This window comes from Nocardia sp. NPDC052001 (assembly GCF_040680615.1).
In the GTDB taxonomy this organism is placed as follows: domain Bacteria; phylum Actinomycetota; class Actinomycetes; order Mycobacteriales; family Mycobacteriaceae; genus Nocardia.
In genome coordinates, this window is sequence record NZ_JBFAXC010000004.1 from 466,192 (window position 1) to 484,956 (window position 18,765).

Genomic DNA, 18,765 nt, shown 5'->3' on the forward strand with positions numbered 1-18,765 from the left:
CGGCTCTCCTGTCGAAACAGATGGCGCGGGCACGACTGTAGCGCGAAATACTAGCGGGGTGTTCGCTGGCCTATGGGAGGCGCGGCCTGGCGTCTAGGAGTATTGACCGATCACCAGGTCCAGTGCGGTACTTCGCGCAATGGATGAAGTTGCTCGTCGGTTTCCGCGAGCGAGTTCTGCTGTGCGACCTGGGCGCCGAACTCCACATGCCGGCGCACCGCCTCGCGGAATTTCTCATCGGCCGGCATACCCGCCGCGTCGAGGGATTCCAGATACACCTCGACGAAGCGCTGTCGCTGCGCATCGGTGATCTTCAGGCCGCGGTGCGCGTCGATGATGTACGCGAAGCCCAGCTCCCGGGTGAAACGGCCTGGGCCACCGAAGGATTCGGCGGTGAACCAGGTCAGATGGTCGACGTGATCGGGCCGGCGCACCGGAAACACCTCGCGCAGCACGGGATCCGCCAGTGCGCGGTCGTAGAAGATCTCCTCCAGGCGGTGCAGGGCCTCTTCGCCGCCGGCGAACGTGTACAGGCTCTCCATGGCTCGCTCGTTCCTGGTGTGCGAGTTGGTCGTTCCGATACTCAGGCTAATCCCGGACAGCCGAAAGCGTGCGATTTAACGACCGCACGGTGCAATCGAACAACCCCGTCCGGCTTCGGGGTCGGCGCTAGGACAGTCGGCGCGCGCCCGCGGCCGGGGTCACCTCGAAGTCGCGCGGGGCGTCGAAACCCCTGCGCGCGAAGGCATCCCGCACCGTGGTGACAATTCCGGCGGCCCGCCCTGCGTCCGCAAGCGCGATGACGCTGCCGCCGAATCCGCCGCCGACCATCCGCGCGCCGTACGCGCCCGCCACCAGCGCGGCGGCGACGGCGGTGTCCAAACGCGGGGCGGAAACCTCGAAATCGTCCCGGAGCGAGGCGTGCCCGGCGGTCAGGATCGGTCCGATCGCGCGCGGATCGGCGCCATCACGCAATTTGTCGGCAACCTGGCGCACCCGCGCGTTCTCGGACACCACATGCCGGGCGCGCCCGCGCAGCACCGGATCGGTGAGCCGATTCGCCTCGGCCAGGGTCGCGTCGCGCAGGTACGGCACGCCGAGTTCCACGGCGGCGGTGGCACATTCGGCGCGCCGCTGTGCGTACTCGCCGTCCGCCAGCTGGTGCGGACTGCCGGTGTCGAACACCAGCAGGCTCAGGCCGAAGCGGCGCAGATCGAAGGGGATCTGCTCGTACTCGCGTGTGCGCACATCCAGGAACAGCACATGCCCCGCGGTACACAGCATGGACGCCGACTGATCCAGGATGCCGGTGGGCACCCCCACGTAGACGTTCTCCGCGGTGCGCGCGATATCGATGATCTCGGCGGTGGAGATACTGGGCGCGAACAGATCTCGCAGTGCGATGGCCACCGCGCAGGACAGTGCCGCCGAGGAGGACAGGCCCGCGCCGATGGGCACGTCGCCGTCCAATTCGAGATCGACCCCGCGCACCTCGTGCCCGCGCCGCTCGAATTCGCGGATCACCCCGAGCGGATAGTGCGACCACTTCGGCAGTTCGGACCAGCCCGCGGCGGCGAGCGCGCCCATGGCGATCTCGACCTCTTCGCCGGGCGCCTGCGCCGACCGCAGCCGCACCAGCCGGTCCGTCCGGATCGCGGCGGTGCAGGTCATGCCCAGCGGCAGGGCCAGCGGCAGTACGTATCCCTCGTTGTAATCGGTGTGCTCACCGATGAGGTTGACCCGGCCGGGGGCGAGCCAGCGCCCCGCCGTCGATGTCGCGGACGATGCAGCCACCTCAGCTCCTGTTCCCAGAGTCACACAGGCTGTCGGGTTCCATTGCGCAGCGAGCATAGCGAGTCACGCGGATCGCGATGCTGCGGGTTCGGCGGACTCCACTACGCGGAGCGACATTTCGTGCCATGATCGACTCGGTTGCCCAAATTTCGATGGCAGCGCCTCTTCCCCCGTGGATACTGCGGCCCTCGCTCGGCACCTATGCTCGTACGGCAATGCTCGGTTCGTGATTCGTGGTGGCACAGCCGATTACAACTGGGGACGGAGCGGACAAAAGGGGGGCTGGTGCAAGCAGACGAACAACCGGCCGGTTCCGGTCGACGGTTTCGAGTCTGTTGGCGTTCACTGCTGTTCGGTTGTGGGGTATTGATTCTGGCACTGCCCCTGGTGGTGAACAATCGCCTCCTCGCCCTGTGCACGCTGTTCGCCTCGGTCACCATCGCACTGGTCATGATCGGCGCGGGTGTGCACCGCTATCGGCCGCGATTTCCGCTGCCCTGGTATCTGCTGTCGGCCTCGGCCGTGCAATTCACCATAGGCACCACCCTGCGCGAAGTCACCGACTGGCACCGGCATCCATTCGACGATCTGTTCACCCTCAGCGGCTACTGCTGTATCGGCGCGGCCGCCGTACTCTGGCTGCGGCCGCGACAGAACAGTACCGATCACGATCTACTGCTGGATTCCGGCCTGATCGGACTCGGTGCGGCACTGCTGTCCTGGACCTTTCTCATCTCGCCGATTCTGCATCGCTCGAACGGCTTCAATTTCACCACCGCCACCGCCATCACCTATCCGGTGGTCGACGCCTTCCTGCTCACCGTGGTCGCACATTCGGTGGTGACCTCCGCGCGCTCGGAAACCTCACTGCGCCTGGTGTATCTGGCCATGCTGGTAATTTTGGCGGGCGATCTCGGCTACAACCTGGAGACGGCCGGTTCGGCCGAACTGGGCCGCCAGATCCTGCTGCTGCCATTGCAACTGGCGTACACGCTGATCGGCGCGGCGGCGCTGCATCCGACCATGGTCATGCTGGGCGGGCCGCGCGATATCCATTCCCATCGCTCCCGCCAGCGCGCCAGCATCATCGCCATCGTGATGATCGTGGCCTCGCTGGTGCCGGTGGTGGGCTCCAGCCTGAATCTGCTGGACCGCGTCGTGGTCTCCTCACTATTCGCCCTACTACTCGCCGGCGTGCTGCTACGCAGCGAACGCGCCATCGAACGCAGCGCCCGCAGCGAACGGCGCGCGCAGTACCAGGCGGACCACGATATGCTCACCGGCCTCCTGAACCGCGCCGCTCTGCTGCGGGCGCTGCATCGTAATCGGGACCGCTGGGGTGATCAGCCGCTCGCACTGCTGTTCATCGATCTGGACGGGTTCAAACGGGTCAATGACAATTGGGGGCATGCGGTCGGCGATGAGCTGATCGCCAATGCGGCGGCCCGTATTCGCCGCATCATCCGGCGCGATGACGCCGCCGCCCGTTATGGCGGTGACGAATTCGTGGTGCTGGCCCCGCTGGGTCGTCAGCAGGCGCTATTGCTGGCCGAGCGGCTATTGGCCACGCTCGGTGAACCGTTCGAACTCAGTGCCGCCGAGGTGCGCATCGCGGCCAGTATCGGAATTGCCTGCAGCGGCCCGCGCGGGGCCGATACCACGGTGTATGAGCTTCTCCGCGAGGCGGATTCGGCTATGTACCATGCGAAGGAATATTCGCTGGGGTACGTTTTCCATGCTGATCTCAGGCATGGTCACCCGGAGTCCGGACCGCGTACGTGGCACCGGGAGTCCGCGGTCTGACATCGTAATTGTTGTCAACGCACGGATATTCGGGTACTTCAATGAAGATTACGACCAGTCGCTATCGACTACTCACCGCGACCGGGGCCGCCTCGGTCGCACTCGCGCTCGGCGCGACGGGAGCCGCCAACGCGGCTCCGCTGGAGCTGGAGAATGCGCCAGTGGTGACCGCGCCGGCGGGTGCGGAAATCGCCATCGGCACCGGATCACTCAATACCGGATCGATCGGAAGTGGTTCGGCCACAGGTGGTTCCAGTAACCCCTACGCGCCGTACACCGGCTCGGGCAAGGGCACCGGATCCTCCGGCTGGGGCGACAGGATCGGTCGAATGGGACCGAATATCGCCGCCGGTATCGATAACTTCCTGCGCGGGCTCGGGTTCCGGCCGGGCAACGTTCCCGCTGCTCCGGACGCGGAACCCCCTGCGGCGGAAGGCTAGCCGGCGAGCTCGTCGAGCAGCCGCCGGGCGTTCTCCAATTCGGCCTGCAGCTGCTCGACCTTGGCACGCTGTGTCAGTCGCACCGCCTCGAGCACGCCGTCGACCACCTCGGCGACCTCCGGGTGCAATAGCTTGGCGGCCTGCGAGACCGCCGAACCCGGTACGGACAGGCCCTTGATGGTGCGCTTCTTGCCATTGACCACGTCCAAGGTCCACTCGCCGTCGGCGGTGCCGCTGAGCGTCACCACGACTTCGGGATCCTTGGGCTTCTTCGCTGCGGCCGCGTTGCGCGCGGGGCGCGATGCGGCGGCGGCCGGTTTGGGCTTGGCCGCCTCGGTGCTGGTTTCGGTTGCGGGAACAGCTGTCTCGGGCTTGGGCGCGGCGGGCGCGCTCGGCGGAGTAGCGGCAATGGTCGCGGTGGGTGCTGCGGGCGACGGCATCGTCACGGTGGGGTCCTTCCTGGTTGCCGTTTTCTGTTTCGCACCGGCGGCGGGCTGCTGCCGGGCCGGTTTGGTCAGGGTCACCTCGGTGGGGCCGAACGAAAGCACATCTTTGGAACCGGTCGGCTTCACCTGCAGGAAATCACCCTCGGACGGATCACCGAGTGAGATCACCTTGCCGGAACGGCCTTCCGGTACTCCGACCGCTGCCGCCGTGAACCACACCATCGGCGGACGGCCTGCATCGATCTGCTCGGCGATCTGCCGAATCTCTATCTCCGACAAGGGCTGTGGCTTGGTGCTACGGGACGACATGGGACTCTCCGGGCGGACGGTTGGACATCAGCGTGCACAGAGCATGCCCCATGGCACCGACAAATCCACATCCGGAGAATTCGCACCGCCACCGACGCACTGGCCAGTGAATGTTTAGCTAATCCGACTCGTGCGGCCCACCGAGCATGGCCGGCGGTCCGATCGTAGGCGCAGAGCACCCCGTGCGCGCAAGTTTCCGAGCTGTCAGCCCCTCGAACACGGAGCTGTCGGCCCCCTCTAACTCAGAGCTGTTCCACCCCGCGCAGCACACAGCGCACGCTCTGCGGGCGGGTGACCGGATCGAGTTTGGTCTCGGTGGTGAAGTCCTGGGTGGCTCCGGCCGCCACGGTCACCTCGGTGCTGGTGCGTTCCAGCACTGTGGATTCCGCGGTCAGGAAACTGATCACCACGAGGTACCGGTGTTCCACCTGATCCCGGTTGCTCACCACCGCGGTGGCCTCCCAGCCCGCCGAGGTGCCGCCGCAGCCGGTGACGAACGCGCTGCGCTGCATTTCCGCGGTGCTGTGCTGCGCTTCGGCCTTATCGGCGCCCTCGACTCCCGGCGTCGGCGTACCCGCTCGCGCACACCCCGCCAGCACAGCCGCGCATCCACCCAGAACACCGACGAGCCTCAGGTAGGGGGCGATCATGAATCTCCCTTTCCACCGCGCACTTCTGTGCAACAAATCAGCCGTGCGGTAAACCAGCGCCCCCGTAACACTGTTGCCGCTAATTAGCCGCGCGCAGAGATTACCCCAGTTGACGCGCGTGTCGTCACATGACGCGGCAGGCGTGTCGCACCGGGGGCGGAAGTTCAGTTCGCACCCAATACCTCCAGCACGCGACGGGCCTGGTAGTCCGCCCCCAACTGGTTCGGATGGAAGGGTACGGCCAGGCCGACCGGCGTGCCGGAGAACGGGATCAGACCTTCCACCCACCGGGTGCCGACCGGCTTGCAGGCATCGTGACCGGAACTGCCGGTGTAGGTGTCCACGAACTCGACACCGCTGGTCGCGGCCACCCGGGCGAGCATGTCGTGCAGTTCGATGAGCTTGCCGCCCAGCCAGATCGCGTCCGGATCGGAAATCGGGATCATCGGGAAACAGCCGCCGGTGACGCCGATGCCCTCGAAGTAGTCCAGCAGCAGAATGCGCGCGTGCGGGGCGCGCTCGCGGATCCCCGCGAGTACGGCGGCCACCCGCGGCTCGGCCCGCGCGATATTCGCCGACATCCGGTCCACCCCGTTCACGACCATCTCGTCGAGACAGGGCGTGGCGCGCGGATCGGCGGTGACGCAATCGGAGACGGTGGCCGCCAGATCCGCGTCATTGCCGCCGATTTCGAGGGTCACCAGATCGGTGGTCTCGCTCAGCCGATCGAATTGCGGTGGGTTGCTGCCGAATACGGAGGTCTGCGGGGAGGTCATATTCACCGTCATCGCACCGCCGCAGGTGGCATCGCGGAACACCGGAACCGCGAGCGCGGCGGCCACCTGCTTGGCGTAGTTCCCGATGCTCTGCACACAATGCAGCGGGGTGAACGCCGTGGTCACCTGACTCAGGGTGGCATCGGCCGCCCATGAATCCCCCAGCGCCACATACTCGTTCAACGGTGCGGTGTTCACCCCGGGTTCGGCGTGCGCCGCGCCCACCGGCAGCACCGCCGCGACCGCGGCGGCCGCCACCAGGACATGCGAGATCCTCAAGTCATTCTCCCCTTGACCGACACCCCGACAGTGAACTGGACCGTTGTTCAGATTGCTCTGCCAGAACATAACAGCGGTCCGCGTCACGCGTGCGGTGAAAGTGGAGAATTCCCGGGGGCTTCAGCCGCGGTCAACCCTCAGACGCGCTCCCCCGAGGTCAACAGCGGCTCGGCGTGCTCGCGTTCGTATCCGAGCAGCACATCGTGGGCGACCTCGCCGTCCACCACCGTGACCCGGCTGAAGACCGGCGGATAACCCCGGGCCATCACCGTGTACCGGCCGTCGGCCAGATCCGGGACCACATAGTGGCCGGTGTCGTCGGTGCGGGTGACGGCGATCAGATCACCCGCTTCGTCCAGGACGGTGATCTGGGCGTCCGGAACCTTGTGTCCCGCATCGGTGCTCGCCGATCCGGCCAGTACGGCGCGGGGCAGCAGTTCGACGTCGTGGCGGAGCATGCCCGAGTCCGGGACGGTCAGGGTGACGGCGGTGGGGCGCATATGACCGGCCACCGCGACCAGGGTGTAGTTGCCCGCCAGCACGCCGCGGCAGACGTACGCCCCGTCGGCCGTGCTGACGGCGGACGCGACGACATCGCCGTAGGTGTCGGTGAGGGTGACCGAGACATCGGCCAGCGGAGCACCGCGGCCCGCCGCGCGCACCAGACCCGAAACCTCGCCCGAACCGATCAGCGCGATATCGAGTTGATGCGGGCGGCGGGCGACCGTAATGGTCACCGCCGTCGGCTGATAGCCGTAGGCGGAGACGATCAGGACATAACCGCCCGCTCGCGGTGCGCCGATGGCGTAGGCCCCGTCGGCTTGGCCCAGCGCCCGCGAAACCTGGTGTCCGCGTTGATCGATGAGGGTGAGCACCGCATCGGGGATCGAGGTGCCGTCCTCGCGGTGCACACAGCCGGAGATGGCGATCCCGGCCGGCTCGACGATCCGCAGTTCCTGCTCGGGCTCCGCGTCGGGGACGACCTCGGCCTCGGGTTCGGGCTCGGCCACGACGCCCGCCTCGGCCGCCGCCGGGGACGGCATGTCCTGCAGCGGAATCTCTTTCATGAACATGAGCACGAACGCGGCCAGCACCGCCACCGCGCCCGCCACGTAGAACACCCCGGCCATGGCATCGGTGAAACCGATCAGGATCGGGGATCGAAGCTGTTCGGGCAGTGCGGCGATCCCGGTGGTATTGCTCTGGATCCGGCCCAGCTCCCCCGCGTCGAAGCCGGGCGGCAGCTCACCGCCGAACGCGCGCAGAATGCGCTTGGGCAGCAGATTGAACAGGATGGTCAGGAAGATCGCCACGCCCAGCGTGCCGCCCATCTGGCGGAAGAAGGTGGCGGCCGCGGTGGAGACGCCCATATCCGAACGGGGACCGGCGTTCTGGGTCGCGATGACCAGGGTCTGCATACAGCCGCCCAGGCCGAAACCGATGATGCCGCAGTACAGCAGCGGCTGCCACAGCGCGCTGTCGTAGTGCACCCGCGCGAACAGCACCGAGCCGATGGCGATCACCAGTGAGCCCAGAATCGGGAGCACCTTGTAGCGGCCGGTGAATTTGGTGACCAGCCCGGCCAATTGCGCGCCGATCATGATGCCGACCACCAGCGGCAGCATGAGCAACCCGGCATTGGTCGGCGAATAGCCGCGCACCACTTGGAAATACAGCGGCACCAGCACGATGGCGCCGAACATGGCAACGCCCACAATCAATCCGCCGATGATGGCGAGGCTGAAGGTGCCATTGCGGAAGAGCCGCAATGGAATCAGCGCGGCATCCTTCATCAGGAATTCCACGATCAGGAAGAGCACGAATCCGCCCGCGGCGATGCCGTAGCAGAGCAGCGCGCGATGGCTCTGCCAGCCCCAGTCCCGGCCCTGCTGGGCGATGATGAGCAGCGGCACCGTGGCGGCGGTCAGAGTGATCGCGCCGAACCAGTCGGTGCGGATGCGCTGGCGCTCGAACGGCACATTGAGCACCCGGGCCACCACCAGCATGGCGAGGACGCCGATGGGGACGTTGACCAGGAATACCCAGCGCCAGCCCTCCAGGCCGAGCAGGTGATCGGCATTGGAGAAGAAGCCGCCCAGCACCGGGCCCAGCACGGTGGCGATACCGAAGACCATCATGAAATAGCCCTGGTAGCGGACCCTTTCCCGGGGTGGCACGATATCGCCGATAATCGTGAAGGCCAGCGACATGAGCCCGCCCGCGCCGATGCCCTGTACCGCGCGGAAGCCCGCGAGCTGATACATGGTGGTGGCGAAGGTGCAGGCCACCGAACCGAGCACGAAGACCCCGATGGCTATGAGGTAGCAGGGTTTTCGGCCGTGGATATCGGCGAGTTTGCCGTACAGCGGGGTGCTGATGGTGGCGGTGATCAGATAGGCCGTGGTGGCCCACGCCTGCTGATCGAAGCCGTGCAGGCTGTTGGCGATGCGCACGATCGCCACGCTGACGATGTTCTGATCCAGTGCCGCCAGAAATACACCCAGCAACAAACCGGACAATATGGTCATAATCTGACGGTGCGACAGTGACTCTCTCGCACCGCTTTCCGAAGCCGGCGGGATAACCCGCGGCTTGGTTGGGGCATTAGTCATGTTTGGGGCCCTTGTCGGATTTCGGGTGTCCGTGCAGTGCGGTGCTACTCGAAAAGACCTCGCCATGAAGCAATTCGGGCAGCGTACCCTTGCCGATCCGGCCCCTGACCGGCCACCCCCGCTATGAGGTGGTTACCCCTCCACTTGTGCGTACAGCGGAATTCCGGTGTGGAAGAAGCGAATGAGCTGACCGATCCGCACCGAATGATCCACGCAGTGCCCGAAGTGATGCGCGATCATGGCGATATCGATGGCCATGGCCGACCCGTGCGACCAGCCCGAATCCGCGGCGGCCTCGGCGGCGCGCAGGCGCAGCCGGTCCAGTGCGTCGTCACGCGGCACCAGCACCTGATCGCGCGGCGGATTCTGCGCGGCAATGACTCTCACCACCAGATCCACCAGAGTGGTTACCGCGTCGGCGATCTCGGCCAGCATCTCGGCGATCGGCTGCACCGCAACCGGTTCCGGATAGCGGCGCACCACCACATCGGCCACCCGGCTCAGCGCGCCGGCGATGCCGAGCAGATCGTCGGCGATCTGCATGGCCGTCACCACATGGCGCAGGTCGCGCGCCACCGGGGCCTCCAGGGCCAGCAGGATGACCGACCGGTCCTCGCACTTGGCGTGCTCGATCTGCACCTGTTCCTCGAGCGCGAACACCTCGTAGGCGGCGGTGAGATCACAGCCCTGCAACGCCACCGTCGCGCGCTCGGCCGCCTCATGGGTCAGCCGCGCCATATGCGCCAGCTCATCGGTCAGCGCCATGAGCTCGATCGAGAATTTCGTCCGCACTCGCATATCTTGTCCGCCCACCCGCACAACTGCACAATATCGCGGGAAAAGCATTCCGCCCGAATGCGTCTCGGCCATGTCACCGGAAAATAACCAACCGACCAGTCGTATTCATTGCCCGGGCACCGGTGCGTCGTATCCGGAAAAGCACCCGGGGTACCCGAGACTGGGGCGGTGGCCGAGACCTCCGTGTCCATCGAAACCCCATCCCCGGCAAGCCGCATGCCGACCTGGCTGCCCCGCGCCATGGTGCTCGCCTTCGCCCTGCTCGGGTTGTTCGAGCTGGTCAATTGGGCCGCACACGAATTGATCGGGATCGCCGTCATGATGACGGTGGCCTTCTTCATCTCCCTGGCCATGGAGCCCGCGGTGGACGCCATGGCCGGGCGCGGGGTCAATCGCGGCATCGCGACGGCGGTGGTATTCCTCGTTGTTTTCGCCTGCACCATCGGCTTCCTGGTGACGCTCGGCATTCTCATGGTGGAGACCGTCGGCAATGTTCTGGACGAATTGCCGCGTCTGCTGGACGAATTGGTGTCCTGGGTCAATCACACCTTTCACCAGGATTTCACCGTGCATCAACTTCGGGACCGGCTTTTCAAGGACTCCGACGTCATCAGCTCGTATGCCGAGCGCGCCGCGAACAATGTGTGGGGACTGTCCAATACCGTGCTCGGCGGCTTCGCGCGGGTGGTCACCATCGCGCTCTTCAGCGTGTACATGACCGCGGACGGACCCAAGCTGCGCCGCTCGCTGTGCTCACTGCTGCCACCCGCGAAACAGGGTGCGGTACTGCATGCTTGGGATCTGGCCATCGATAAGACCGGCGGCTATCTCTACTCCCGGGCGCTGCTGGCGGTCATCTCCGCCGTCACGCACGGGGCGTTCCTGTGGTTGATCGGATTGCCGAACGCCTTCGCCCTGGGCATCTGGTTCGGCGTAGTCGCCTCGTTCGTGCCGACCATCGGCACCTATATCGCGGGCATTCTGCCCGTGCTGGTGGCGCTGACCATCCGGCCCATCGACGCGGTCTGGGTGGTGCTGTTCGTCGTTGTCTACCAATGGATTCAGGACTATGTGCTACAACCGCGCATCACCGCGCGCACGGTCGATGTGAACCCGGCCGTGGCGCTGCTGTCGGTCATCGTGGGCGGCGCGCTGCTGGGCGCGGTCGGGGCACTGCTGGCGATTCCCGCGACCGCGACCCTGCAGGCGTTCCTGAGCGAATACGTGACCCGGTACGACGTCACCGAGGATCCGCGCATCGATCGCGTCAGGCGGGGGCAGGCTCCCGCGCCCGATCCCGCGAACGCGCCGTCCCCAGAATCGAACCCAGAATGACCAGTGGGAAGCCGATCGCCATACCGGCGGTCAGCGGTTCGCCCAGCAGGCTCACTCCGATCAGCAGGGCCACCGCCGGATTGATGTAGGTGATGACGGTGGCGCGCGCCGGGCCGACCTCACCGATCAGCGCGAAGAACACCACGAACGCCAGCGCGGTGCACAGCAGGCCCAGCCCGACCACCGACCAGGTGGCGTCGGCCGGGAAGTGAGACGGCCTGCGCCACACCGCGAATGGCAGATAGATGATCGCGGCGAACACCAGCGAGGCGGTGACCACGCCGATAGGCGGTAGCTCCTTGAGCTTGCGATCGATGATGATGGGCCCGAAGGCGTAGCCGACCGCGCTCACCGCGATCGCCGCCAGCGCACCGATATTCGACACATCGATATCGAGACCGACCAGCGCCGCCACACCGCCGACACCGATCACCAGACCGGTGACGCGCCGCGCGTCCAAGCGCTCATGCCCCAGCCCGGTTACCACCACGACCGCGATCAGCGGTACCGCGGCGAGCAGCAGACCGACCGTGGAACTGGTCAGCGTGGTCTCGGCGGTGCCGATCAGCAGCCAGGGTCCGGTGATCTCCACGACGGTGTAGACCAGCACCCACTTCCACTGCCGCAGCACCGGTAGCAGCACCTTGGCGTACAGCGCCACCGGCAGCAGTACCAGCGCGCCGATGGCGGTGCGCCCGAAGGCCACCACCACCGGATCGAAATCACCGACGGCCACCCGGATCATGGCGTACGGGACGCCCCAGATCACGCCCATGGCGAGGAACAGCACCCAACCGCGCTTACTCACCACTCACCTCCGCCGGACCGGTACCGCATGGCGAACACCTCTCAGTCGAACCACTCCGGGTCGCCGCTCGCGATCAATTCGGCGAGCACGGCCCGCTCCCGGAAAGCCTCCCGGAGCAATAGGCCCAACCGCCGCAGGGCCTCCGCGTCTTCCCCGTACGCGACGAAAGTTCCGGCCTCGGGATCCAGGCCGAATTTTCCGTCGAGTTCGGGAGCGCGGGTGGCCACCGCGGATCGGGCGACACCGGCCCAGGCGTAACCGCCGCACTCGTAGCCGGACTCGGCGAAAACCTCTTCGAGCTCGACCATATGACTGTCCGACAGCATGAGGCAGTAGTTGCCGGGGTTGTGGTCGTATTCGAAGAACACCAGCGGGGCGAAGGTTTCGCGATCGGTCATAGCGGCGAACCTAGCGGGCGACACCGACAAGCGAGATGCGACGGTACGCGCCGCGCACGCACTAAAGTTCGCACATGTCGACTTCCGAGCGGGTGGACGGTGCAGATGCGGCCGAAGCGGGCCGCGCCGCGCGTAAACAGGCGACGCGCACCCAGCTCGGCGAATGGCGACCCGGACCCGATCGCGCCGATCCGATCGGCATTCTGGAACAGCAGGCCACCACCCGGGTGCCGGAGCTGGTGCGAATCCGATACGCGCGCATGGCCGCCGGGCAGTTCCCGTTCTACCGGGGCGCGCCCGCGATCATGGCGGCCGATCTGGCCGCCGGACCCGATACCGGGCTCACGGTGCAGCTCTGCGGTGACGCGCACCTGTCGAATTTCGGGCTGTTCGCCTCACCCGAGCGCGCACTCGTGTTCGACCTCAACGATTTCGACGAAACCCTGCCCGGACCGTTCGAATGGGATGTGAAGCGGCTGGTCGCCAGCGTCGCGGTGGCCGCGCGCGCCAACGGCTGCTCCGATGCCGAGGCCAGGACCGCGGCCATGGCCGCGGCGACCGCGTACCGCGAGGCCATGGCGCAGCTGGCCACCCTCGGCGAGACCGAGGTCTGGTACGAGATGGTCAATGCCGAGGACGCCGCCGCGGTGCTGCGGCCGCAGGATCGCAAGACCGTCGAGAAGGTGATCAACAAGGCCAAGACCCGCACCAGTCTGCAGGCCCTGGACAAACTCACCGAACCCGGGCCGGATGGTCAGCCGCGCATCAAATCCGATCCGCCGCTGGTGCTGCCGATCTCGGAAATCGAAGAGGCGGACCTGGATTCGGTGCTCGCGGACTATCGCGCCAGCCTGCCCGAGGAGCGCCGGGTGCTGCTGGATCGCTATCAGCTGCGCGATCTGGCCATGAAGGTGGTCGGCGTCGGCAGCGTCGGCACCCGCTGCTTCATCGCGCTGCTCACCGGCCAAGCCACCGGCGATCCGCTGTTTCTGCAAGTGAAGCAGGCCGAGACCTCGGTGCTGGCGAATCATCTGCGCGCCAGCGTATTCCGGCATCAGGGCCATCGCGTGGTGCACGGCCAGCGGCTCACCCAGGCCGCCGGTGACATCTTCCTGGGCTGGGCCACCGGCCCGAACGGACTCTTCTACTACTGGCGGCAACTCCGGGATATGAAGGGCTCCATCACCATCGACGATATGAGCGCCGAACAGCTGGCCAAATACGCGAACCTGTGCGGGCGCACCCTGGCGCGCGGCCACGCCCGCTCCGGCGACCGCGTCGCGATCGCCGCCTACCTCGGCAACGGTGACGTATTCGACCGCGCCATGGCCGATTTCGCCCTCGCCTACGCCGACCAGACGGCCACCGACTACGCCGCCCTGCTCACCGCCATCGATCTGGGCCGCATCGACGCCGCCACCGCCTGACGCCCGGCGGTACTCAGGCGGCGGGAATCGCCCGGGGCATCAGGTGTTTGGCGAAGAGCCGGTGGATTTCCAGCATGACGTACTGCGGGCGCGCGCCGTCGTGGTCGGCGACGGTGAGCAGGTGGGCTTCCAGGAGTTCCGCCAGCGCGGCGGCCGGATCGGCGAGGCCGGGCAGGGTGACGGTGCTGAAACGCTCGCGCGGGGACAGGGTGGCCCCCAAATGGTGCAGCGCCCGGATGGCGGATGGGCCGAGGCGGCGTACGGTCGAGGTGATGCCGTCGCGGATATCGGCTGTGCCATAGGCGAATTCGCGCAGGCGGCGCTGTTCCTCGGACATCCTCCCGAGCTGCTGGGTAATGGTCCAGTCCGGGCGGGCGGCCAGCCGGGAGCCGACCGCGTGCAGGGCCAGGGGGATGCCGGAGCAGCAGCGGATGAGCGCGGTGGTGGCCCATTCCTCGGCGGCGACCCGGTCCGGGCCGACGATGGCGGACAGCATCTCCAGGCTTTCGGCCATCGGCAGCTCACGCAGTACAACGGTGCGAAAAGACTTGGCGGGCAGCATGAAACGGCTCGTGATCAACGTCGCGCTGCCGGGGCCCCCGGCGAGCAGCGGGGCCAGTTGCGCCGCCGAGGCAGCGTCGTCGAGCACCACCAGCACCCGCCGCTCGGCGAGTTCGGCTCGATAGCGGGCCGCGCGAGCGGGCAGATCGGCCGGTAGCGCCGCCGCCGGTACCCCGAGCGCGTCCAGCAGCAGCGCCACGATCTGCGCGGGATCCGCGGGCGTGGACGTCGAACCGCCGAGTTCGGCTCGCAGCACGCCGTCGGGGAACTGCTCGGCGACCAACTCGGCGACACGCACGGCCAAGGCGGACTTGCCGATTCCGGGACTTCCGGTGATCAGGACCGGTCTCGCTCCCGGGCCGGAACGCTCGGCCAGCGCACAACGGACCTGTTCGATCTCGGCGCTCCGGCCACGGAAACCGTTCGGGGCCAAGATATCCGGGCCGTGCGCCGCTCCCGATGCGGACGCCTCGGCGAGCGCGGGCTCCGATCCGGACGCCGATCTCACCTCGGCCGCTGATTTCACCTCGGGGACCCCGGCCATCTCGGCCGGGGACTCGGCGAACCCAGCCCGGGGTGCGGACTCCGATCTCGGCGCCGCCGACTCCCCCCGCGAAATCGCTTCGCCCGGAGCGGTTTCGGTGGCGCGCAGCAATTGTGCGTGCAATTCTCGCAGGCGTGGGCCGGGGTCGACGCCGAGTTCGGTGGCCAGCGTGCGGCGCAACCTGTCGTAGTGCGACAGCGCTTCCGCGCCGCGGTTGTCCAGGTGATAGGCCCGCAGCAGCCGCTCGTGCAGATCCTCCGCCAGCGGATGCTCCAGCAGCGCCTTGCGCAGATCGGCGGCCACCGGTTTCGGATTGCCCAGGCGCAGTTCGGCATCGGCCCATTCGGCGATCACTTCGTGGCGCAATTGCCGCAGGCTGTCTCGAAAGCGCCGCACCCAGTCGCTGTCCAATCCGGCCAGCGGTTCACCGCGCCACAGCGCGAGCGCCCGGCTCAAAGTTTGCGCGCGGGCGGGATCGTCGGGGGCCAGCGCCCGGGCGCGGGCGACCAGATCGCGGAAGACGGACAGGTCGATGCTGTTCGGCGGCGCCTCCAGCCGATAGCTGCCGTGCACCCGGCGAATCTCCGGGGTCGCGCCCGCCCGGCCGCCCGCGGACCGCAGAATGCGCCGCAACCTGGTCATATACGTGTACACCGAATTCCGGATGGTCTCCGGTGGAGCGTCCCACACCCGTGCGACGAGGGTGTCGGTCGAGATGGTCTGATCCGGCTCGGCCAGCAGCGCGGCGACGATCCCCCGCTGTTTGGACGGCCCCAGATCGATGATGCGGCCATCCACCAGCAACTCCACGGAGCCCAGCAACCTGAATTCGATCATATCCTCCGCCGTGCCCCGAAACCCGTGGTGAGGTGCAAAAACTAACAGCCTCACGGGTGTTCGGCAAAGCCCCCACATCACACGGCAGTGCCGGGCGCGACGGTGCGGACTAGGTGTGCGCGGCCCCGTCGATGCGAATCTCGGTGCCGCTGATGAACTTGCCGTCATCGGAGACCAGCATGGCGATGACGCCCGCGACATTCTCCGGTCCCGCCATCTCGGCCGGATTGTCCTGCGGCAGAACGGCGATCAGGCGGCTGAACAACGACCAGTCCGAATCCTGCGGCAGGTAGCCCGGAGTCGCGTCGGTGATACCGGATTTGATGCCGCCGGGGGCGACGCTGACCGCGCGCAGGCCCTGCTTGCCATATTCCAGCGCGAGCACATGGGTAAGGGTCTGGATACCGCCCTTGCTCGCGGAGTACGCGGCCATATAGGGGTGCGCGAAGTTGGCGGAGGTGGAGCTGAAGTTCACGACGGTGCTGCGCGGGTTGGCCAGCAGTGCGGGCAGCGCCTCCCGGATGACCAGGAAGGTGCCGGTGAGGTTGACCGTGATGATCTGGTTCCACAGGTCCAGCGAGGTCTCGTGGGTGTGCGCCGCGCGCAGGATGCCCGCCGCGTTCACCAGCGCGTCCAGCCCGCCGAGCGTGTCGACCGCGCTCTTGACGCCCGCGACGACATCGGCTTCCTGGCCGATGTTCATCTCCAGCGTGGTCAGGCGATCGGCCGAACCCGCCTCGGCGGCGTGCTTGCGCGTGAGTTCGAGGCCCTCGGCGTTCACATCCGCGCCGACGACGACCGCGCCCTCGGACAGCAGGCGAAGGACGGTGGCCTGCCCGATACCGGATCCGGCGCCGGTCACCAGGATGCGGCGCTGTTCGAGACGATTCATGAGAGCTCTTCCTGATCGATGCGAGTGTTTCTGACACAATATGCCGCAAATGGCACATTGCGCCATTAAATGTTTCCGGCTCGGTAGAGTCCCCCTGTGACCAGCGACCGAGACCGTACCGCGCCCGCACCCGGCCGTCCCGCCCTGAGCGCGACCCGCCGCGCCGCCACGCGCCGCGAAGTCGCCATGGTCGCCGCCCACCTCTTCGCCGAAAACGGTTACACCGCAACGACGGTCGACGATATCGCCGCCGCCGCGGGTATGGGCCTGCGCACCTTCTACCGCTACTTCGCCGGTAAAGAGGATGTGGTGGCCCCGCTGCTCGCCATCGGCACCCAGGCCTGGTCCGACGAACTCGCCTCCTGCCCACCGGAACTCCCGCTGCGCGAGGCCCTGGGCCACTCCTACCGCACCGCCACCGCCGCCGCCCTCGCCGATGAGGGCATCGCCGAATCCCTGCTCCGGCCGCTGCTGCGCGCGGCCACCGAACTGCCCGCGCTGCGCGCCACCTGGCTACGCGTACAACACGATTGCGAACTCCGCCTCATCCCCATCATCGCCGCCCGCACCGGCCGCTCCCCCGACGATCTCGACGTGGCCCTGGCCGCCGCCATGGCCAACACCGCGGTCCGCCTGGCCAATGAACTCTGGGCCACCGGCAACCATCCCGGCTCCCCCGCCGACGCCGTCGACGCCTGCCTGGCCCGCCTGGCCGCGCACAGCCTGCTGTAGCGGCGGAATTCCACGGCATTTCTCAGGGAATTGACAATTTCGTAATGGGTTACTAGTTTTGGGCACGCACCTCGATAGGCGAGGCTCCTGCACGAACACAGGCCACTGATCTGACGACGTCGAGAGACGCCCAAGGTTAGGACAGATTTCTCCGGATTAAGGGGTTATCCGAAGTGGCTTTCCGATCCGCCCGGATCGGAACACGTCGTGCAGTGCCGAAGCTTTGACGAGAGGGGTGTCTGCCCGGATCGTTTCCGGGCGTTCCTCCCAGGTGCGCTGACGTATCGCGTTCTACCCGTTGGGAGGTGAGGCATCCGATGACCAGTGACGACGTTCCGGGATCTCCGGACCAGCCCCCTCCTGCGCGGGGCCGGTAACCAGCGCACCCCATCGCGTCCGATGATTCGGCGCGCATAATTCACACGCGCATCGGCAGCGAATTCGGCTGCCGAATTATTCGCGCGCGCAATTCCGGGTGAATTCGTCTATTCGGCACCCGAATCCGAGCCGTCCGCATGATCGGTGCGCGACGGTGATCACTGCTGCCCCGGCAATTCCGCGGGCAATGATATGCAGAGGCATACCCTTCTCATGAGAACTCGTCTCATCACCCTGGCCGCCACCACGACCACCGCCGCCCTGGTGGGCATCTCGGCCACCTCTCTGGCCGATCCGGCGCAGGCCGCGCCTGTCCCTGCCGCGACCAGCGTGCACGGTCAGGCCCGCATCGACGGGCAGTCGGTGCTGCTGCACACCGATCTCGGATCACTCCGGGTCGTCGAACGGCGGCTGGAGATCGTCGATCCGAACAGCCTGGTGCTCGGCGCGATTGCGCTGACCGTCGTCAAGGACGGCACCGCGTATCCGGTGGACGCGCACGTCGACGGCGAAAATGCCACTCTCACACCACGATTCGATCAGGCTCGGCCGATCACCGCGGAAGAGACGCCCATCGCGGCCGGGGACACCCCCGAGGATCGGCTCAACACCGCCATGGGGAACGTGAACAACGAGCTCACCGTGGCCCTCGCGGTGGGCACCCTGCTCGGCGCGATCATCGGCGCACCCCTGGGCTGCGTGGCGCTCGGACTGCTCGGCGGCGGGGCCGCCGGGGTGGCCACGGGCGGCCTCGCCGCGATCCCGGCCGCCGCCGTCGGCTGTCTGACCGGTGCGGTCACCGGCGCGGGGATGGGCGTGGTGGTGTTCAACCTGCTCATCGGCGTGCCCGCGCTCATCGCGTCCGCGGTCCACTTCTACAACGTCATGACCGCACCGCCCGCCGTCGCGAACGGCTGAGTCGCGGCGACGCAGTTCGGATACAGGA

General features: G+C 67.1%; 17 protein-coding genes and 1 riboswitch. Of the genes, 6 read left to right on the forward strand and 11 right to left on the reverse strand.

Annotation, left to right across the window (positions count from 1 at the left end):
* Window positions 1–110: 110 nt before the first annotated feature.
* Together AB0L82_RS22285 and galK are read right to left on the reverse strand one after the other, a co-directional pair.
* Window positions 111–542: a group II truncated hemoglobin gene (locus AB0L82_RS22285; protein ID WP_364639253.1), complete on the reverse strand. Its 432-nt coding sequence runs from the start codon at window positions 540–542 to the stop codon at window positions 111–113.
* 127 nt (window positions 543–669) lie between these two features.
* The gene (gene galK, locus AB0L82_RS22290; protein WP_364639256.1) at window positions 670–1,794 is read right to left on the reverse strand and encodes a galactokinase; all 1,125 of its coding nucleotides are present in this window, start codon (window positions 1,792–1,794) and stop codon (window positions 670–672) included.
* A gap of 366 nt (window positions 1,795–2,160) precedes the next feature.
* On the opposite strand from galK, the gene AB0L82_RS22295 reads away from it, so the two are divergent.
* Both AB0L82_RS22295 and AB0L82_RS22300 read left to right on the forward strand, forming a co-directional pair.
* Entirely contained in the window at window positions 2,161–3,597 is a 1,437-nt protein-coding gene (locus AB0L82_RS22295; protein ID WP_364639258.1) for a GGDEF domain-containing protein, read from the forward strand.
* 41 nt (window positions 3,598–3,638) lie between these two features.
* On the forward strand, window positions 3,639–4,037 hold the full coding sequence (locus AB0L82_RS22300; protein ID WP_364639261.1) for a hypothetical protein: 399 nt from the start codon (window positions 3,639–3,641) through the stop codon (window positions 4,035–4,037).
* Here AB0L82_RS22300 and AB0L82_RS22305 read toward each other — a convergent pair.
* From AB0L82_RS22305 to AB0L82_RS22325, 5 genes are all read right to left on the reverse strand, one after another.
* Window positions 4,034–4,792 carry a DUF6319 family protein gene (locus AB0L82_RS22305; protein WP_364639264.1) on the reverse strand — a complete coding sequence of 253 codons (759 nt, stop codon included), beginning with the start codon at window positions 4,790–4,792 and terminating at the stop codon, window positions 4,034–4,036. The genes AB0L82_RS22300 and AB0L82_RS22305 overlap by 4 nt on opposite strands.
* A 242-nt stretch (window positions 4,793–5,034) precedes the next feature.
* Window positions 5,035–5,442 (reverse strand): hypothetical protein, encoded by a 408-nt coding sequence (locus AB0L82_RS22310; protein ID WP_364639271.1) that lies wholly within the window; start codon window positions 5,440–5,442, stop codon window positions 5,035–5,037.
* A gap of 164 nt (window positions 5,443–5,606) precedes the next feature.
* A complete protein-coding gene (locus tag AB0L82_RS22315; RefSeq protein WP_364639274.1) occupies window positions 5,607–6,497 on the reverse strand; it encodes an SGNH/GDSL hydrolase family protein in 891 nt (296 codons plus the stop codon).
* 137 nt (window positions 6,498–6,634) lie between these two features.
* Window positions 6,635–9,025 (reverse strand): MFS transporter, encoded by a 2,391-nt coding sequence (locus AB0L82_RS22320; protein ID WP_364639277.1) that lies wholly within the window; start codon window positions 9,023–9,025, stop codon window positions 6,635–6,637.
* A gap of 216 nt (window positions 9,026–9,241) precedes the next feature.
* Window positions 9,242–9,901 carry a PhoU domain-containing protein gene (locus tag AB0L82_RS22325; protein WP_364639280.1) on the reverse strand — a complete coding sequence of 220 codons (660 nt, stop codon included), beginning with the start codon at window positions 9,899–9,901 and terminating at the stop codon, window positions 9,242–9,244.
* A gap of 174 nt (window positions 9,902–10,075) precedes the next feature.
* Between AB0L82_RS22325 and AB0L82_RS22330 the strand changes: the two genes are divergently transcribed.
* Window positions 10,076–11,242 carry an AI-2E family transporter gene (locus AB0L82_RS22330; RefSeq protein ID WP_364639283.1) on the forward strand — a complete coding sequence of 389 codons (1,167 nt, stop codon included), beginning with the start codon at window positions 10,076–10,078 and terminating at the stop codon, window positions 11,240–11,242.
* Here AB0L82_RS22330 and AB0L82_RS22335 read toward each other — a convergent pair.
* Complete coding sequence (locus AB0L82_RS22335) at window positions 11,175–12,050, reverse strand: DMT family transporter (RefSeq protein ID WP_364639286.1); 876 nt, start codon at window positions 12,048–12,050, stop codon at window positions 11,175–11,177. The two genes, AB0L82_RS22330 and AB0L82_RS22335, sit on opposite strands and share 68 nt — an antisense overlap.
* Window positions 12,051–12,091: 41 nt before the next feature.
* Window positions 12,092–12,448, reverse strand: coding sequence for an Imm51 family immunity protein (locus AB0L82_RS22340; protein ID WP_364639288.1), 357 nt, complete (start codon window positions 12,446–12,448; stop codon window positions 12,092–12,094).
* A gap of 74 nt (window positions 12,449–12,522) precedes the next feature.
* Here AB0L82_RS22340 and AB0L82_RS22345 point away from each other — a divergent pair, with 74 nt between their 5' ends.
* Window positions 12,523–13,875 (forward strand): DUF2252 domain-containing protein, encoded by a 1,353-nt coding sequence (locus AB0L82_RS22345; protein WP_364639290.1) that lies wholly within the window; start codon window positions 12,523–12,525, stop codon window positions 13,873–13,875.
* A 13-nt stretch (window positions 13,876–13,888) separates the two neighbouring features.
* Here the strand turns inward: AB0L82_RS22345 and AB0L82_RS22350 are convergent, their stop codons facing one another.
* Window positions 13,889–15,817 (reverse strand): BTAD domain-containing putative transcriptional regulator, encoded by a 1,929-nt coding sequence (locus tag AB0L82_RS22350; protein ID WP_364639292.1) that lies wholly within the window; start codon window positions 15,815–15,817, stop codon window positions 13,889–13,891.
* A gap of 109 nt (window positions 15,818–15,926) precedes the next feature.
* On the reverse strand, window positions 15,927–16,709 hold the full coding sequence (locus AB0L82_RS22355; protein ID WP_364639294.1) for an SDR family oxidoreductase: 783 nt from the start codon (window positions 16,707–16,709) through the stop codon (window positions 15,927–15,929).
* Window positions 16,710–16,805: 96 nt separating this feature from the next.
* On the opposite strand from AB0L82_RS22355, the gene AB0L82_RS22360 reads away from it, so the two are divergent.
* Both AB0L82_RS22360 and AB0L82_RS22365 read left to right on the forward strand, forming a co-directional pair.
* Window positions 16,806–17,441, forward strand: coding sequence for a TetR family transcriptional regulator (locus AB0L82_RS22360; RefSeq protein WP_364639296.1), 636 nt, complete (start codon window positions 16,806–16,808; stop codon window positions 17,439–17,441).
* Window positions 17,442–17,504: 63 nt separating this feature from the next.
* Window positions 17,505–17,683, forward strand: a riboswitch (M-box (ykoK) riboswitch).
* Between the two features lie 349 nt (window positions 17,684–18,032).
* Complete coding sequence (locus AB0L82_RS22365) at window positions 18,033–18,737, forward strand: hypothetical protein (protein WP_364639298.1); 705 nt, start codon at window positions 18,033–18,035, stop codon at window positions 18,735–18,737.
* Window positions 18,738–18,765 lie beyond the last annotated feature (28 nt).

Bases quoted from the DNA above. Each gene is read 5' to 3' on its own strand.
- AB0L82_RS22285 (WP_364639253.1), bottom strand. From the start codon at position 542: ATGGAGAGCCTGTACACGTTCGCCGGCGGCGAAGAGGCCCTGCACCGC.
- AB0L82_RS22300 (WP_364639261.1), top strand. From the start codon at position 3,639: ATGAAGATTACGACCAGTCGCTATCGACTACTCACCGCGACCGGGGCC.
- AB0L82_RS22305 (WP_364639264.1), bottom strand. From the start codon at position 4,792: ATGTCGTCCCGTAGCACCAAGCCACAGCCCTTGTCGGAGATAGAGATT.
- AB0L82_RS22310 (WP_364639271.1), bottom strand. From the start codon at position 5,442: ATGATCGCCCCCTACCTGAGGCTCGTCGGTGTTCTGGGTGGATGCGCG.
- AB0L82_RS22320 (WP_364639277.1), bottom strand. From the start codon at position 9,025: ATGACCATATTGTCCGGTTTGTTGCTGGGTGTATTTCTGGCGGCACTG.
- AB0L82_RS22340 (WP_364639288.1), bottom strand. From the start codon at position 12,448: ATGACCGATCGCGAAACCTTCGCCCCGCTGGTGTTCTTCGAATACGAC.
- AB0L82_RS22345 (WP_364639290.1), top strand. From the start codon at position 12,523: ATGTCGACTTCCGAGCGGGTGGACGGTGCAGATGCGGCCGAAGCGGGC.
- AB0L82_RS22350 (WP_364639292.1), bottom strand. From the start codon at position 15,817: ATGATCGAATTCAGGTTGCTGGGCTCCGTGGAGTTGCTGGTGGATGGC.
- AB0L82_RS22355 (WP_364639294.1), bottom strand. From the start codon at position 16,709: ATGAATCGTCTCGAACAGCGCCGCATCCTGGTGACCGGCGCCGGATCC.
- AB0L82_RS22365 (WP_364639298.1), top strand. From the start codon at position 18,033: ATGAGAACTCGTCTCATCACCCTGGCCGCCACCACGACCACCGCCGCC.